General features: G+C 63.7%; 18 protein-coding genes and 2 tRNA genes. 8 read left to right on the plus strand and 12 right to left on the minus strand.

What is annotated here, in order from left to right; translation table 11 throughout:
- Position 1 precedes the first annotated feature (1 nt).
- The 4 genes from HMPREF3155_RS02220 to HMPREF3155_RS02235 form a co-directional block, all read right to left on the minus strand.
- On the minus strand, positions 2–439 hold the full coding sequence (locus HMPREF3155_RS02220; protein ID WP_062036503.1) for a DUF6918 family protein: 438 nt from the start codon (positions 437–439) through the stop codon (positions 2–4).
- Between the two features lie 33 nt (positions 440–472).
- Positions 473–829 carry a hypothetical protein gene (locus HMPREF3155_RS02225; RefSeq protein WP_070432486.1) on the minus strand — a complete coding sequence of 119 codons (357 nt, stop codon included), beginning with the start codon at positions 827–829 and terminating at the stop codon, positions 473–475.
- 126 nt (positions 830–955) lie between these two features.
- The gene (locus tag HMPREF3155_RS02230; protein ID WP_070432487.1) at positions 956–1225 is read right to left on the minus strand and encodes a cell filamentation protein Fic; all 270 of its coding nucleotides are present in this window, start codon (positions 1223–1225) and stop codon (positions 956–958) included.
- Entirely contained in the window at positions 1222–1434 is a 213-nt protein-coding gene (locus HMPREF3155_RS02235) for a hypothetical protein (RefSeq protein ID WP_061925542.1), read from the minus strand. The genes HMPREF3155_RS02230 and HMPREF3155_RS02235 overlap by 4 nt, the downstream gene beginning before the upstream one ends.
- Before the next feature lie 78 nt (positions 1435–1512).
- On the opposite strand from HMPREF3155_RS02235, the gene gyrA reads away from it, so the two are divergent.
- From gyrA to HMPREF3155_RS02260, 5 genes are all read left to right on the plus strand, one after another.
- Complete coding sequence (gene gyrA / locus HMPREF3155_RS02240) at positions 1513–4077, plus strand: DNA gyrase subunit A (protein ID WP_061925545.1); 2565 nt, start codon at positions 1513–1515, stop codon at positions 4075–4077.
- Positions 4078–4080: 3 nt separating this feature from the next.
- A complete protein-coding gene (locus HMPREF3155_RS02245; protein WP_070432488.1) occupies positions 4081–4425 on the plus strand; it encodes a DUF3566 domain-containing protein in 345 nt (114 codons plus the stop codon).
- A 166-nt stretch (positions 4426–4591) separates the two neighbouring features.
- A tRNA-Ile gene (locus HMPREF3155_RS02250) sits at positions 4592–4668 on the plus strand.
- A 9-nt stretch (positions 4669–4677) separates the two neighbouring features.
- Positions 4678–4750 (plus strand) — tRNA-Ala (locus tag HMPREF3155_RS02255).
- Between the two features lie 215 nt (positions 4751–4965).
- The gene (locus HMPREF3155_RS02260; protein WP_005323424.1) at positions 4966–6144 is read left to right on the plus strand and encodes an IS256-like element IS1249 family transposase; all 1179 of its coding nucleotides are present in this window, start codon (positions 4966–4968) and stop codon (positions 6142–6144) included.
- On the opposite strand, the gene HMPREF3155_RS02265 is transcribed toward HMPREF3155_RS02260, so the two are convergent.
- Genes HMPREF3155_RS02265 through HMPREF3155_RS02280 form a run of 4 tightly spaced genes read right to left on the minus strand, consistent with a single transcriptional unit; the run spans position 6115 to position 8917 of the window.
- Positions 6115–6426 carry an HAD family hydrolase gene (locus tag HMPREF3155_RS02265; RefSeq protein WP_246817645.1) on the minus strand — a complete coding sequence of 104 codons (312 nt, stop codon included), beginning with the start codon at positions 6424–6426 and terminating at the stop codon, positions 6115–6117. The genes HMPREF3155_RS02260 and HMPREF3155_RS02265 overlap by 30 nt on opposite strands.
- Positions 6419–6817 (minus strand): hypothetical protein, encoded by a 399-nt coding sequence (locus HMPREF3155_RS02270; protein ID WP_070432490.1) that lies wholly within the window; start codon positions 6815–6817, stop codon positions 6419–6421. The genes HMPREF3155_RS02265 and HMPREF3155_RS02270 overlap by 8 nt, the downstream gene beginning before the upstream one ends.
- A 23-nt stretch (positions 6818–6840) precedes the next feature.
- On the minus strand, positions 6841–8055 hold the full coding sequence (gene mshC, locus HMPREF3155_RS02275; protein WP_005296309.1) for a cysteine--1-D-myo-inosityl 2-amino-2-deoxy-alpha-D-glucopyranoside ligase: 1215 nt from the start codon (positions 8053–8055) through the stop codon (positions 6841–6843).
- A gap of 16 nt (positions 8056–8071) precedes the next feature.
- On the minus strand, positions 8072–8917 hold the full coding sequence (locus HMPREF3155_RS02280) for an undecaprenyl-diphosphate phosphatase (RefSeq protein ID WP_070432500.1): 846 nt from the start codon (positions 8915–8917) through the stop codon (positions 8072–8074).
- Between the two features lie 70 nt (positions 8918–8987).
- On the opposite strand from HMPREF3155_RS02280, the gene HMPREF3155_RS02285 reads away from it, so the two are divergent.
- Together HMPREF3155_RS02285 and HMPREF3155_RS02290 are read left to right on the plus strand one after the other, a co-directional pair.
- Entirely contained in the window at positions 8988–10040 is a 1053-nt protein-coding gene (locus tag HMPREF3155_RS02285) for a YncE family protein (protein WP_070432491.1), read from the plus strand.
- A gap of 10 nt (positions 10041–10050) precedes the next feature.
- Entirely contained in the window at positions 10051–11130 is a 1080-nt protein-coding gene (locus HMPREF3155_RS02290; RefSeq protein ID WP_070432492.1) for a quinone-dependent dihydroorotate dehydrogenase, read from the plus strand.
- Here the strand turns inward: HMPREF3155_RS02290 and HMPREF3155_RS02295 are convergent.
- From HMPREF3155_RS02295 to tetA, 4 genes are read right to left on the minus strand one after another with little or no spacing between them, the layout of a single operon-like run.
- Positions 11127–11483, minus strand: a complete 357-nt coding sequence (locus tag HMPREF3155_RS02295; RefSeq protein WP_005390939.1) for a hypothetical protein — start codon at positions 11481–11483, stop codon at positions 11127–11129. The genes HMPREF3155_RS02290 and HMPREF3155_RS02295 overlap by 4 nt on opposite strands.
- Positions 11484–11493: 10 nt before the next feature.
- Positions 11494–12027, minus strand: coding sequence for a YbhB/YbcL family Raf kinase inhibitor-like protein (locus HMPREF3155_RS02300; protein WP_070432493.1), 534 nt, complete (start codon positions 12025–12027; stop codon positions 11494–11496).
- 21 nt (positions 12028–12048) lie between these two features.
- Positions 12049–13854, minus strand: coding sequence for an ABC transporter ATP-binding protein (locus HMPREF3155_RS02305; protein WP_070432494.1), 1806 nt, complete (start codon positions 13852–13854; stop codon positions 12049–12051).
- Positions 13855–15417, minus strand: coding sequence for a tetracycline efflux ABC transporter TetAB subunit A (gene tetA, locus HMPREF3155_RS02310; RefSeq protein ID WP_349018405.1), 1563 nt, complete (start codon positions 15415–15417; stop codon positions 13855–13857).
- Positions 15418–15520: 103 nt separating this feature from the next.
- On the opposite strand from tetA, the gene HMPREF3155_RS13105 reads away from it, so the two are divergent.
- The coding region (locus tag HMPREF3155_RS13105; protein ID WP_210385632.1) for a hypothetical protein at positions 15521–15723 on the plus strand (203 nt) is incomplete at its 3' end.

The raw sequence follows: 15723 nt of genomic DNA on the forward strand, positions 1-15723 counted from the left end.
GTTACATATGCTTTTGCAAAATGCGCGCGAGCTCCGGAATCTGGGGTTCAATAATTTTGGCGATCTTGCTGCGTAGGGAGTTATAGGTCTTCACCAGCGCCGGATTATTTACCTGGTCTGCATTACGATCAGCCACACCCAAGATGGAATCTGCCACCTCTTTGTCGTTTCCGGCCAGGTAGGTGCCGAAATCCTCCTGCGGGGAGGTCTCGAACTCCTGCCAGTAGGATTCCATCTCGCCGAGGAGATCCGGCAGGGCGCGGTTGATCCCTTTTGAGACGATGTCGGCGTCGACCTTCTTCGCCGCGGCCACCGCGCCCTTGATGGCCATGCCGGTGATGCCGGATTGTTCGGAGACAGTGTTATCGACCAAGGAAACAAGCGCGGTGACAACGCTGGTGCGGGTTGGCTCTTCCAGGAGCTGGGAAAGATTAGACATGGCAGTAATCTTACTGAAACCCGAATGCGGCAATTAGCCCTTCAGGGCAGCAATCTGATCTGCAAGTTGGGTTAAGCCGTTGTCACGAGCAAGGCGCTCGAGGTCGAGGTTCGGGACGCCCTGGGTGAGAAGTGCCGGAGCGAAATCGGTCACCAGCTTGAAAATAAGCGCGGCGCCAGCGACGGAACCGCCGATGATGATGCCCAAATCGAGTGGGGAAGAGCCGGTGAGAGAGGAAGTTTCCTCGCCTGGTTTGAAATTAGGATTGACCTGGTTTTCCCAGGTGTTGGTGGTCTCAGGGGTGCTGGAGGTGGCGGTTGCGGCTGGGGTGACAGCGGTGCTTAGGGATACTGCTACTACGCCCGCAGCGATGGCTTTCTTCAGAGACATGTCTTCCTTTCCTACGCGTTGCATTGACGCTTCAGTCATTCCTCAAGGCCAAGCCGCGCGGATATTCGAGGGAATAGTTAAGTATTACCAGCTATAACTTACATAACTCAGGCAACAATGGATAGGTCAGCGCAGGCTAAGACGTGATTCCGTCTCCATGAATACTCGGGCGCTAAGTGCTGCGAAGGCGCGGTTGTGCTTGTTAAGCGCAGGATAAGCCACCAATATCTGCTGCATCGCTTGTGCTGCTTGCTGCCGGTTTGCGTGGACGGGGATGCCATCAATTCGGGCACTTGAGACGCTCGCGGCGGCAACTAACGCGCCAAAGTTAGTCACCGTGGTTTTGTGTTGCGCGCAGAACTCGCGCGCGATGAGAAGGAGCTGCTCTGCGGTCATGATCGAGCCCTGCGGATTTCTGCCTCGAGCTCGGCGCGGCCGGGCAGGAGCTGGCGTGCGGCGTCTTGGACCGCGGCGTCGGAAAGCGTGCGCGCCGCAGCCGCCACAACTGCACGCACCACCGCCTCGTGCTTGGAGGTGCCTTGCGCGGAAGCCAGAAGGGTCAGCGCATGATCCTGTTCCGCTGTAAGACGAAGAGTCATAGCCATGGCCCGATGGTATCACCGTGGTATCACTAGTGCGGCGCAGCCGGCGGGAGAGGGGCGCAGAGGGTAGAATTTGCCGTTATGAGTGACCAAAATGACGATCTCTTTGATCGTATTCAACCGATTGATATCAACGAGGAGATGGAGTCGAGTTACATCGACTACGCCATGTCCGTCATCGTCGGCCGTGCTCTGCCAGAGGTACGCGACGGCCTGAAGCCGGTGCACCGCCGCATCCTGTACGCGATGTTCGACTCCGGCTACCGCCCCGATCGCGGCTACGTGAAGTCCGCCCGCCCGGTCTCGGACACCATGGGTCAATTCCACCCGCACGGTGACTCCGCAATTTATGACACGTTGGTGCGTCTGGCACAGTCCTGGAACATGCGCTACCCGCTGGTCGACGGCCAGGGTAACTTCGGTTCCCGCGGCAACGACGGCCCAGCGGCAATGCGTTACACCGAGTGCCGCATGACCCCGCTGGCCATGGAAATGGTCCGTGACATTCGCGAAAACACCGTCGACTTCTCCCCGAACTACGACGGCAAGACCCAGGAACCGGACATCCTGCCTTCCCGCGTTCCAAACCTGCTGATGAACGGCTCCGGCGGCATCGCCGTTGGTATGGCCACCAACATCCCGCCGCACAACCTGAACGAGCTGGCTGAGGCTATCTTCTGGTTGCTGGATAACCCAGAGGCCTCCGACGAAGAAGCGCTGGCAGCCTGCATGGAGCGCGTGAAGGGTCCGGACTTCCCAACCGCCGGCCTCATCGTTGGTGACCAAGGCATCAAGGATGCCTACACCACCGGCCGCGGCTCTATCCGTATGCGCGGTGTGACCTCCATCGAGGAGTCTGGCTCCCGCCAGACCATCGTCATCACCGAGCTGCCGTACCAGGTCAACCCGGATAACATGATCTCCAACATCGCGGAGTCCGTGGCCAACGGCAAGATCGCCGGTATCTCCAAGATTGAGGACGAGTCCTCCGACCGCGTCGGCATGCGCATCGTGGTCACCCTGAAGCGCGATGCCGTCGCTCGCGTCGTGCTCAACAACCTCTACAAGCACTCCCAGCTGCAGACCTCCTTCGGCGCCAATATGCTCTCCATCGTCGATGGCGTGCCGCGCACCCTGCGCCTGGACCAGATGCTGCGCTACTACGTTGCGCACCAGATCGAGGTCATCGTTCGCCGTACCCAGTACCGCCTGGATGAGGCCGAAAAGCGCGCCCACATCCTGCGTGGTTTGGTCAAGGCCCTCGATATGCTCGACGAGGTCATCGCGCTTATCCGCCGTTCCCCAACGGTCGACGAAGCGCGAGAAGGGTTGAAGGAGCTTCTCGACGTCGATGATGTACAGGCAGACGCCATCCTCGCGATGCAGCTGCGTAAGCTGGCAGCCCTGGAGCGCCAGAAGATCATTGACGAGTTGGCTGAGATCGAAGAGATCATTGCTGACCTCAAGGACATCCTCGCCCGCGAGGAACGCCAGCGTCAGATTGTCCACGACGAGCTCGCTGAGATCGTTGAAAAGTACGGCGATGAGCGCCGTACCCAGATCGTGGCCGCTTCTGGCGACGTCACCGACGAGGATCTTATCGCCCGCGAGAACGTGGTCGTCACGATCACCTCCACTGGCTACGCAAAGCGCACAAAGGTTGATGCCTACAAGGCGCAGAAGCGCGGCGGCAAGGGCGTGCGCGGTGCGGAGCTCAAGCAGGACGACATCGTCAAGAACTTTTTTGTCTGCTCCACGCACGACTGGATCCTCTTCTTCACCAACTTTGGCCGTGTTTACCGCCTCAAGGCTTATGAGCTGCCGGAGGCAGGCCGTACCGCACGTGGCCAGCACGTGGCTAACCTGCTGGAGTTCCAGCCGGAGGAGAAGATCGCACAGGTCATTCAGATTCAGTCCTACGAGGACGCTCCTTACCTCGTCCTGGCTACCAAGCAGGGCCGCGTCAAGAAGTCCCGACTCACCGATTACGAGTCCGCACGTTCTGCCGGTCTAATTGCCATCAACCTCAACGAGGGTGATGCGCTCATCGGCGCGTCCCTCGTCGACGAAGGCGATGACATCCTGCTGACCTCTGAGCAGGGCCAGGCCATCCGCTTCACCGCTGACGATGACCAGCTGCGCCCGATGGGCCGCGCCACCGCCGGCGTGAAGGGCATGCGCTTCCGCGACGATGACCAGCTTTTGTCCATGTCCGTGGTTCACGATGGCGAGTACCTGCTGGTTGCCACCTCCGGCGGCTACGGCAAGCGCACCGCTATCGAGGAGTACACGCCACAGGGCCGCGGTGGCTTGGGTGTTATGACCTTCAAGTACACCCCGAAGCGCGGCAAGCTCATCGGCGCTATCTCCGTCGATGAGGAAGACGAGATCTTCGCTATCACCTCCGCTGGGGGCGTCATCCGCACCGAGGTAGGCCAGATTCGTCCTTCCTCCCGCGCCACCATGGGCGTGCGCCTGGTCAACCTCTCCGACGACGTCGAATTGCTTGCAATCGACCGCAACGTTGAGGACGATGGTGAGGAAGACGCTCAGGCTGTGGCCAAGGGCGAGAAATCCGTTGAGGACGTTCAGCAGGAACACCTCAAGGTTGCGGATTCCAAGAACGCAGCAGATAGCGAGGAGTAATCCATGGCAAGACGAGACGTAACCCTTACGCGGATCTCACCGATTTCGGCCTTCCGCGTGGGCTTGGCGATGTCCCTCGTCGGGCTTATCGCATGGCTGCTTGCTGTGTGCCTGCTTTACTTCGGCCTCGATCAGGCGGGAATCTGGGATTCCCTCAACAGCCTAGTCGGCGGAGTGGGCGGCGCCTTCGAAGTGACCTTCGGTGTGGTCTTGTCTATCTCTGCTCTCTTCGGCGCAATCGTGGCGGTGTTCAACATGCTGCTGGCGCCGCTGCTCGCGGTACTTTATAACGCCATCGTGGACGTCTTCGGTGGTTTCAAGCTGGGTATCCAGTCTGGTCATAACTAAAGCCCGAGCCCGCTAACCCACATCGAACCGGCATCGTCTTTTAGGTTTAAATTCTTAAGAGACGGTGCCGGTTTCGCTTTTTAAACAACCTTCTAAAACCTTGTCTGCGCTGGCGATTTGTGTATTTGTCGGATCGGTATGTAAAGTTACTTCTCGTTCCGCACAGGGGCCTATAGCTCAGTCGGTTAGAGCGCATCGCTGATAACGATGAGGTCGCAAGTTCGATTCTTGCTAGGCCCACCACGGAACAATGGGGCATTAGCTCAATTGGTAGAGCATCTGCTTTGCAAGCAGAAGGTCAGGAGTTCGATTCTCCTATGCTCCACAGCTCGGAACCCGGCACCGTAATGGTGTCGGGTTCCTTTGTTGCTTCGGGGCGGGGTTAAGGGTCAAAAAGTGTGTCCGGAATCGCGGATTTTCACGGATTGACCTGTAGGTTTCCGGAAAGTATATGCTCCGGAAGCATATATCTAGCCCCCGACGGGAAATCCTCGGTGTGGCAGCCGTGATGTGCTATGCGCGGCGTGGTGTGGTGTCGCAATGTCGAAGAACCAACCACGCTGCCACTGCGGCGGTGAAATGAAACGCAACGGCACCACCAGCAAAGGCACCACCAGATGGCGCTGCAAACAATGCGGCGCCTCCAGCGTCAAACGTCGAAACGACATCACCAACGCGGCAGTGTTCACCCAGTTCATCGAGCATTGCACCACCGCAATATCACTCGACGACCTAGCCAAACGAAACGGTGTTAGCCGCGCCACCATGAAGCGGCGCTTCAAGTGGTGCTGGCTCGTTGATGTGCCTGACCCCACCGCCGGCCACCACAAGCGGATCTACGACCAGGTATTTCTCGATGGCACCTACACCGCCGGTGGCTGCCTGATCGTCGCGGCGACCATCGACCACGTGATCGCCTGGCACTGGTGCAAACACGAAACCACCCGCGACTACCAACTGCTGCTTGAACGCATCGAAGCCCCACTCATCGCCGTCATCGACGGCGGCCAAGGCGCATACAGCGCAATCAAAAAGTGCTGGCCGACTACGAAAATTCAACGCTGCCTCGTCCACGCCCAACGCGTGGTCCGCCGCTACACCACCACCAACCCACGCACCGATGCCGGGCGCACCATCTACCGACTTGCGCTGAAACTGACCCGGATCACCACACTGGATGAAGCCGCCGCGTGGGGTGTGCAACTGCACGAGTTTTCAACGATCTACCGGGAATGGATGAACGAGAAAACCATGATCAAAGACCCCAAAACAGGTGCATGGACCCGCGTGTGGACCCACCACAACGTGCGCAAGGCCTACAACAGCCTCAACCATCTTTGGCGGTCCGAGATGCTGTTTGTCTACCTCAACCCGCCAGCAGGAGTCCTTGCGCCCGAGCGGATCAAATCCACCACCAACAGCTTAGAAGGCGGCATCAACGCCCAGCTCAAACTGCTCGCCAGAACCCACCGCGGCAGATCAGGCGAACGACAACGCCGCATGCTGGATTGGTGGCTCTACTTAAAAACGGAACTGCCTGACGATCCAGTACGAATCGCCAGGCAGTCCGACTGGGGCCAGGGCCAACTCGCCAAAGTATCCACCCTGACCCAAACCGAGAACCAAGCCGACCACGAAACAGGACGCCCAGCCCTCTACGACAACGCTATCGACACCGACTACACCCACTCAATCGGCATTCAAAAAGGCCAAATCTAACCCCCGCGACACGCCGAGCCAGACACACATTTTGACCCTTAACCCGTCGAACATCCAGGTGCGGTAACGCTCCAGGTCGCCGTCTTTAAGCTCGTAGCCCGCCCACTCGGCCACCACGCTCAAGGTGTTGGGGAAGCTGCCGCCGATAGTTTTAGCGCGCACCTCCGGGGTGAGCGGGCGGCCCAGCAGCTCGCCGAGCTCGAAGGTGGCCTTACCCCACAGCGGTTCGGTGTCGATGAGGGTGCCGTCCATGTCCCAGAGGACGGCCTTCGGCCTACTCAAGTTCCGGAAGCTCGTTGAGAGCCTCGTCCGTGGCGCCGGTGGCGGCCGCCGCACGGAACACCAAGGTCTCGATGTCGGCCTTCTCCTCCGGTTCAAGCACCGCGTTGGCGTGCTTTTCGTTGAACTCCTCGAGGTTCTCGTAGAACGGCGCCACGACCTTCACCAGCGCGTCGCCCTCAGGGTCGTCGCCAAGCAGATCGAGGGCGTCAAGGAGCATCTCAAGCCGCTTCTTCAAATCCGGCAGCACCGCCGGGTCGAAAGGCTCTTCCCACAGGTCCTTGTCCTCGTCCTGCAGGTAGGAACCGGTGGCGAAGGTGTTCAGGTCGTCGATGAATTCGTCTACCTCGGGCTGAAACTGGGCCCGAATCGAGTTGTCCGCAGCTGCGCTCATGGGCCCATTGTGCGTGAGGCGCGCTAAATGCGCACCCCGAGCAGCCCGTCGAGGGCGGTGGCGATGATCTGGTTGCAGTCGCCGGCTGCGCCGTCGAGAAGCGAAAGTGCCTCCGGGGTGTTCAGATCGTCCGCAAGAATCGCGCGAAGCTTATCGACGACTTCCGTCGCCTCCGCCTCAGAAACCTCGCCGGCGAGCTGCTCGCGCCAACGCGTAAGGCGCTCCTCGGCCTCGGCCAGGATCGCGTCGGAGAAGTCCCGGTCCTCGCGGTAGTGGCCCGCAAAGACAGCCAGGCGGATCGCCGACGGGTCGTGGCCTGCCTCCGAGAGCTTGTGCACGAACACGAGGTTGCCCAGGGACTTGGACATCTTCACACCGTCGAGGGCGATCATGCCGGCGTGGACGTAGTGCCCGGCCATGCGCTCGACCTTTAGCGCGGCCTCAGCGTGGGCCGCGGAGAACTCGTGGTGCGGAAACGCCAGGTCAGACCCGCCGCCCTGGATGGCGAAGTGGCTGCCCAGGCGGTTGGTGGCAATCGCGGAGCACTCGACGTGCCAGCCCGGACGGCCCGGGCCGAACGGTGAGTCCCAGGCGGGCTCGCCCTCGCGGTGGCCGCGCCAGATCAGCGCGTCCAGCGGATCGCGCTTGCCCTCTCGATCCGGGTCGCCGCCACGTTCCGCGAAGTACTCCTCCATGGTGGCGCGGTCCAGGTTGGACTCGTAGCCGAACTGCTCGGTGGCGTCGATGGAGGCGTAAATGTCGCCCTGGTCGAGCTCGTAGGCGGCGCCGGCGTCGAGAAGCTGCTGCACCATCGCGATCACCTCGTCGACTGACTCCATCGCGCCGATGTAGTCGCGCGGCGGGATCACGGACAGGATCTCCATGTCGCTGCGGAACAGGTTGATCTGGCTGGTGCCGAGTTCGCGCCAGTCCACGCCGTCGCGCTCGGCGCGCTCGAACAGCGGGTCGTCCACGTCGGTGATGTTCTGCGCGTAGTGGACCTTGTGGCCGTTGGCGAGCAGCTGGCGCTGCGCCAGGTCGAAGGTGAGGTAGGTCGCGGCGTGGCCGAGGTGGGTGGAGTCGTACGGGGTAATGCCGCAGACGTACATCCCCACCTCCCCGTTCGCATCCGGGGTGGTGTCTACTTCTTTGACGCGCTGATCGGCGGTGTCGAAGAGCTTCAGCGGCACCGGGGTGCCGGCGACTACGGGTACGGACGGGTCGGGCCATGCATGCATGCGGACAACCCTACAACTAGGCGGCCATCACGCCAGTGCCGAGCAGCGCCATGACCAAAAGGCCCAGCGGAATGCGGTAGGCGGCGAACCACGCGAACGAGTGGTTGGACACGAACTTCAGCAGCCAGGCAATGGAGATGTAGCCGACCACAAAGCCGATGCCGGAGCCGACGAGCAGCTGCAGCCCGCTTGCCGCCTGGCCCGCCTGGGGGTCGAAGGCATCAGGCAGGGAGAACAGCCCGGAGGCCAGCACTGCCGGAATGGCTAGCAGGAAGGAGAAACGGGTGGCAACCTCGCGGTCGAGGTTGAGGAACAGACCGCCGGAGATGGTGCCGCCGGAGCGCGACACACCGGGGGTGAGCGCCAGGCACTGCCACAGGCCCATCAGAACCGCGTCCTTCATGGTCAGTTCCTCGAAGCCGCGGGTCTTTTTGCCGCGGCGCTCGGCCAGGATGAACACCAGCGAGAACAGGATTAGCACGGTGGCGGTGATCCAGAGGTTGCGGAAGTTCTCGCGGATTAAGTCCTTGAGCAGCACGCCTGCAAGACCGACGGGGATGGTGCCGGCGATGACCATCCAGCCCATGCGGTAGTCGAAACCGCGCTTGGACTTGTCCGCGAGGCCGGCGAACCAGGCGGTGAGGATGCGCCAGATGTCTTTGGCGAAGTACACCAGCACGGCAAGCTCCGTTCCCAGCTGGATCACGGCGGTGAAGCTGGCGCCGGCGTCTTCGCCCCAAAACAGTTGGGAGACGATGCGCAGGTGGCCCGAGGAAGACACTGGCAGAAACTCGGTGAGGCCCTGGACAATGGACAGGACGATCACCTGGACCCAGGACATTGTGGTGGCGGGATCAGTCATGGTGAAAGACACTACCCCGCCCGCTTAGCCATCGCGGTGCGCGACGGGCGCGTTGCTAGGCTTTGACCTTGTGAATGCTCGTTTGTTTGCCCCCAGTTCCCGCCTCCGCTTTGTCGCAGTTTCCGGTGCAGTCGCGGCTGCCCTGGCGTTGAGCGCCTGCGGCGCGTCTCCCTCTGCCAAGATCGAGGAAGCCGGCGGAGAGGCAGCTGCGAACATGGGCAGCGCTGAGCCGGTGCAGTCCCCGCAGTCGTCGGACCCGGCGGGCGACCTGGTCGACTTCGAGCCGGTGAGCGATGTGGACGAAACGAACGGCCGCATCGGCGTTCGCACTTCAAGCGCGCTGACTATCGGCACCCTCGAGGAGATTCAGCAGGGCAAGGCCGCCCGCCACGAGCTGGACCAATCCTGCGGCGAGGCTTCCGCCAACGCCGGCACCTTCGCGCTCGCCTGCGCAGGCGAGATCAAGCTCTTCGGAGACCGGGAGGAGACTATCGCCACGGATAAGCCGGTCACGGCGGCCACGGTGGCGTCGACAGGCGAGGTGCTCGCAGGCAGCGACTCGGAGCGCAAGATCTGGGTCTTCGACGGCGGCGAGCTCAAAGACACCATCGACGTCGCACGCGAAACCGACCAGTTGCAGGCGGTGCAGGTGGACGGCCAGCGCGACTCGGTGGTGCGCACCAACCGCTTCGACACCACCATCCAGGACATCGACTGGAACGGCTCGCGCCAAGGCGGCACCCTGCGCGTCGGCCTGGGAGTGGGCAAGGTGCGCGGCGGCGAGCACGGCCTGGTGCTGGCCGCGGATTCCACCGGTAGTCAGCTCCACGTCTACACCACCGACGACATCATCCGCCTCCAGCAGTCCGCGCCGGTGCCGGAAGGACCCTGGGATGCCGCGTGGGACCCCGCGCAGCGCCTCGCATGGGTCAGCTCGCTGGCCAGCAACACCGCCACCGGCTACGACATCTCCCAGGGCATTCCGGTGAAGCGCAAGCATTTCGCCACCGTCGCAGATGCCCAGAGCATCATTACGCTTGACGACGGCACCGTGGTCGCCGCCTCCGCATCCGGCGACGGCATCCAGATCGTCTCCCCCGCCGACCAGACCGAGAGCAACTAGGAGAAAACCCATGACGCTCTACGACCGCGCACTCAAGCTCATGTTCCTGCTGCCGCCGGAGCGCATCCACGGCATCATCAGCGGCGCGTTGCAGACGCTGCACTTGGTCACCCCGGTCAACCGCGTGATGGAAAAGGCCGTGCGCGTGCACGACCCGGTGCTGCACCAAACTGTTTTCGGCGTGGATTTTCCCGCCCCGCTGGGGCTGGCGGCCGGCTTTGACAAGAACGCCGAGGCGATCGACTCCTGGGGCGCGATCGGTTTCGGTTACGCCGAGATGGGCACCGTGACCCCGAAGTCCCAGCCGGGCAACCCCACGCCGCGCCTGTTCCGTCTGCCGGAGGACAAGGCGATTTTGAACCGGATGGGCTTCAACAACAAGGGCGCGCTCGTGGTCGCCGACAACCTGCGTGCGCGGCGCTCCCGCGACGTGGTGGGCATCAACATCGGCAAGAACAAGACCTCCGAGGATGCCGTGGCGGACTACCGCGCCACCGCGACGCTTCTGGGCCAACTTGCGGACTACCTGGTGGTCAACGTCTCTTCCCCCAACACGCCGGGTCTGCGCGACCTGCAGGCGGTGGAGGAACTCCGCCCGATCCTGGAAGTGGTGAAGAAATCCACCACCACCCCGGTGTTAGTGAAGATCGCGCCGGATCTTTCCGACGAAGACATCGACGCCGTGGCCGACCTCGCCGTGGAGCTGGACTTGGCCGGCATCGTGGCTACCAACACGACCATTTCCCGCGACGGGCTGAAAACGCCCGCCTCCAGGGTGGAGAAGATGGGCGCGGGCGGCATCAGCGGAGCCCCGTTGGAGAACCGCTCGCTTGAGGTGCTCAAGCGCCTCCACGAGCGAGTCGGCGACAAGCTGGTGCTCGTCAGCGTCGGCGGTATCTCCACGCCCGAGCAGGCGTGGGAGCGCATCGCCGCGGGCGCGAGCCTGCTGCAGGGCTACACGCCGTTCATCTACGGCGGGTTGGGCTGGATCCGCGGCATCCACCGCGGGATCGCCACGCAGATCAAAGCCCACGGCCTGGACTCGATTGAGCAGGCCGTGGGCAGCGGGCTGGAGTGGAAAGCGCTCTAAGCGTGTCCGGCTGCGCTGCGGCGCAGCACCACCGCGCAGAGTCCGGCGGCGAGCGCCCAGCCGATCAGCCAGAACGGCGTGGTGGCCATCAGCTCGGTGTCGGGCGCGATGAAGCCGAGCCCGATGAGCACCACGGCCACGATTAGCGCGCCGACCTGGGTGCGTGAGCCTTCCTGCTTGGTGTTGTAGGTGGCGAAGGCGCCGACGATGGCGACCGCCACGATGATGGAGAGCACCTGCGGGGTGACGGGGAACGCGGCGTCGCCTCGAAGCAGCGCCAGCACGGCGTAGAGCACGAGCACGAGTGCGATGCCCATGAACGCGCCGCCGACGCGGAGTTGCACTGGAACCATTCGGCGAATCTTACTGGTTTTCGTACCAGCCCCAGATGATTGCTCGGCCGAGCGAGTGGAAGTTCAGGTTGAAGCCGAGCTGGGTGGGGTTGGCAATCTCGTCTGCGGGCAGCTCCGTGTCCACCGCGTGGACGGCGAACAGGTAGCGGTGCGGGCCGTGGCCGGCCGGCGGGTTCGCACCGTAGTAGCCCTTAACCCCGCTGTCGCCGGTGAGCACCACCGCGCCAACCCCGAGGTCGTCCTTCGCGCCTGCTCCGGCTGGCAGCTCGGTAACGTCCGCGGGGATGTTGAACGCGGACCAGTGCCAGAAACCAGAGGCGGTCGGCGCGTCCGGGTCGAAGCAGGTCACCGCAAAGGTCTTGGTGCCCTCCGGGGCGCCGGACCAGGAAAGCTGCGGGCTGGTGGCGTTGTCGCCGGCAAGCGTGTCGGCGAGGCGCTCGCCGTCGACGATGTCCTCGGACGTGATGTCGAAGGACGGCACGTCCGCCAGCGGGGCGTACGGGTCGGGGCCGGGGAAACGGTCGGAAACATAATTTGCAGTCATGTCCCCATTCCTACCGGAGAGTTAGTGACCGCCGCCACTCCACGCAGCGAACAGTTGCGCGTATCTCCCGTCGGCGGCGACGAGTTCGGTGTGGGTGCCGTCCTCGATGATGCGCCCGGCGTCCATGACCAGGATCCGGTCCGCGGCCGCCGCCTGGTCTAGGCGGTGCGCCACCACCAGTGCCGTGGTGTCTGCGGTGATCCGCGCGGCGGCGTCCTCCAGCGCGTTGGTGGCGTCGCTGCCAGCTTCTGCCGTCGCCTCGTCCAGGATGAGCACCTTCGGGCCTGAGAGCGCCACGCGTGCGAGCGCGAGCTGCTGCTCCACCTCCGGGGGCAGCTCCTCCGCGCCTGCGCCGACGGCGGTGTCCAGCCCCTTCGGGAACAGGCGCGCGAACTGGGTGCCTTCAGGGTCGAGCCCGACACTTGCCAGCGCCCGCAGCAGGTCCGCGTCGGTCGCATCCTGTGCGGCCATCGAGAGGTCCTCGCGCAGGGTGCCGGCGAACAGGTGGACGTCCTGGGTGAGCAGGGTGACGTTCTTGGCGGTCCACGTGTCGCTGACCTGCGAGGTATCTACTGCGCCTACCCGGATGCACCCAGACGTGGGCTCCACCAGCCCCGCAATGAGCGCGGCGAGCGTGGACTTGCCGGCGCCCGAAGTCCCCACCAGTGCGGTAGTTGTTCCCGCCTCGAGCGTGACAGAGAGGTCCTCCAGCACGTTGGCGCCGCCCGGGTAGGCAAACGAGACGTGGTCGACTTCCACGTCCACCGGCTCCGCCAGATCCTCCGGAACGGCCGTAGCTTCACGCCCGTCCGCGAGCTTGGCCAGGCTCACCGCGCGGCCCACTGCGGTGGCCGCGCTCTGCAGCTCGCCGACGAAGAACAGGGCGTTGAACACCGTGACCTCGGCGCGGATGACCATGAACACGGCGGCACTCGCCTGGCCCGGGCTGACGGCACCGGCCGTCGCGAGCCACGCGCCGACGCCAAGCGTGAGCAGCACCCACGCGGCGAAAGCGACCTGGCCGATGCCTGTGAGCCGGATGAACCAGGGCACACGGTCCATCTCCGCCTCCACCGCGCCCCACGAGGTCCGCCGCATCCGTGCCAACGCCCAGCGCTCCAAGTCGAAGGCGCGCAGCGTGGGCAGGCCCCGGACGGTATCCAGCAGCACCGCGTTGCGACGCGCCTCCGCCACGCTCACCGCGTTGGAGGCATCCGGGATGGCGCGGACCACCGCGCGGGCGAACGGGTACGTGCAGATGCAGATCAAAAGCAGGATCAAGGCGAAGCGGACGTCGATAAGCAAAAGCCCGATAAACGTGATCGGAAAGACGAACACGGTGGTGAGCACGCGCGAGCCGATGGCGGTGATGGTTTGGACGACGTCGTCGATGTCCTTGGTCATGCGTGTGATCACGTTGCCGGTGCCGAGCTCCATCACCCGCGGCACAGGTGCGCGCAGGATCGCGTCGAGGCAGCGACGGCGCAAGTCGATGGACGCGCGGGCGACCTTGAGGCCCACCACGTAGTTACCGAGGGCGCGCAGGAACATCTCGACGAGCATGCAGGCCAACGCCAGTCCAACAGTCCACACAAAGGCGCGGGTGCCGGTGCCCAGTAGCGGCACCTCGCCTCCGGTGAGCGGGTCGACGCTGCGCCCGAACAGGTTCGACTGCGTGGTGTACACGGCGACGATGAGCGCCTGGATGAGCAGCAGACCCGCCCACCAGCGTCTGTCCAGCGCGTTGGGCAGCGCCGAGAGGTACGCGAAGGTCTCCTTCACACTTGCGGGTGCGACCGCGTCTGTGCGTGCGTAATCGGGCGCCATCTACGCCACCTCCAATTCGGTTCCAGCGTGCTGCCACGCGGCGTTTCCGGTGATGACCACGGTGGTTTTGTCTGCTCTGAGCGCGGCGACGGCTGCCACGACGTCCGCCTGTGTCACGGAATCGAGCCCCGTGGTCGGGTCGTCCAGGATGAGCACCTCCGGGTCGGCGGCGAGCGCCCTAGCAAGCGCGACGCGCTGCCGCTGCCCGCCGGAAAGGTTCAGGCCGGCCTCGCCCAGCGGTGCGTCCGGCAACTCGCCTGCTTCGTTGATACCGCCGAGCCTGCGGAGGATGTCTTGGCAGTGGGCGGCGGCGAGCGCCTGCTTGACGACGTCCTCCGGCACATCCCCGCGCGGGTTCACGTTGTCTGCGATGGTGCCCTCAAACACGTTGACGGTGTGCGGCGGGAACAGCACGTCTGCGCGCTGCGCCCACGCGGCGGCGGTGGCGTAGGAACGCTCCGCCGGCTCGAGAATCCACAGCCCCGCGCCTGGGACCGGTGTGTCTGTTAGCTCGGGCCCCGCGGTGTCGTCGCCCGCGTGGTGCAGCTGCTCGATGCGCTGGCCACTCGCGACGGCCCTGCCCCACCCGCTGGCCAGGTCGCCGAACGCTAAGCCCGCCATGGTCAACGCAGGCTGCACCAACAGTGCCACGGATGTCAGCTGCCCCGGGGTGATCTCCCCGCGCAGCGTCATCCACGCGCTCAAGCCCACGATGCCAAGGTTGCACAGCCACGCCACGCAAAACCTGGCGAAACCGAGCCACACCTCCACACGCAGGTGCGTGAGCATCAAGCGCTTCGCCTTCGCCGTTTCGGCGTGAAAACGTGTTGCCACGGTTGCACCCGCGCCTAGGCCTTTGACGGTGCGAATGCCTTGCGACGCATCCGTGGCCAAGCCAGCGACATCCGCCTCCGCGGCGCGACGCTTCAACGACACCCGCGTCACCGGCCCCGCGGTCCACGCGGCGAACAGAGCGATGATCAGCGCGCTGGCCGGGATGGCCAGTGAGATCCACGGGGAGACCGACCACATCGCCACCATCGCGCAGACCGCGTAGCCGATGGCCATGAGCGGAAACGACAGCAGCTCGCGGTAGCGGCCGACGGTGTTCGCGTCCGCGTCGATGGTGTTGAGTACGGTGCCGGGGCTCATCGCTCCCGCCCCGCGGCGCAGCACGCCCGAGGACAGGTGCTGCTGCGCGTTGTGGGTCACGCGGCGCACCGAGGCTGTGGCCAGGCCGTCGCCGGTGGCCTCGCCGATGAACTGGATGATGAAGATGCCGACCAATACTGCGAAGAGCCACCATGCGTTGAACTTTTCTTCCCCCACCAGGCCGTCCACGATCATGCCCACCACCACCGGCACAAACGCGGCGATGCCGGAGCCGATGAGGTAGCTCAGAATGTGCAGCACCAGCACGCCCGGGTATGCGCCTACCATGTCCCTGACCACACGGTTCCCGCTGCTCCAGCGCGCCGGGTGGAGCCGCGCCGGATCGTCCGCTGGCGGCGCGGGCGGGACGAACCAGCTGTACGTCTTCATTCTGCGCGGCGGTGGCATCATTCTGGAAAATCTAGCAAATATTGGGCGTGCACCGTTCCTGACACGGGGCTAAGTAGCAAAATTTCGTCCGCATGCCCTTCTGCTACTTTGCCCGAGGTGACTAATGGGTAGACACTCATTGGAAACGCCCGGTCGCAAGAAAAAAGACCCCGCCACCTCAGGAGTTGGAATCCTTAACGTGGTGAGCGGAGTCCTCAACGTTGCGAACGCAACAGCGAAGTTTGGCTGTCAACCCATGGTTGACTTGTTTAGTCTCCTGTCGGTAGACTACCGTTATGAAGCGAAACGCCGTCATCAAGAAATTGA

The sequence above is a fragment of the Corynebacterium sp. HMSC06D04 genome (assembly GCF_001807315.1).
In the GTDB taxonomy this organism is placed as follows: domain Bacteria; phylum Actinomycetota; class Actinomycetes; order Mycobacteriales; family Mycobacteriaceae; genus Corynebacterium; species Corynebacterium simulans.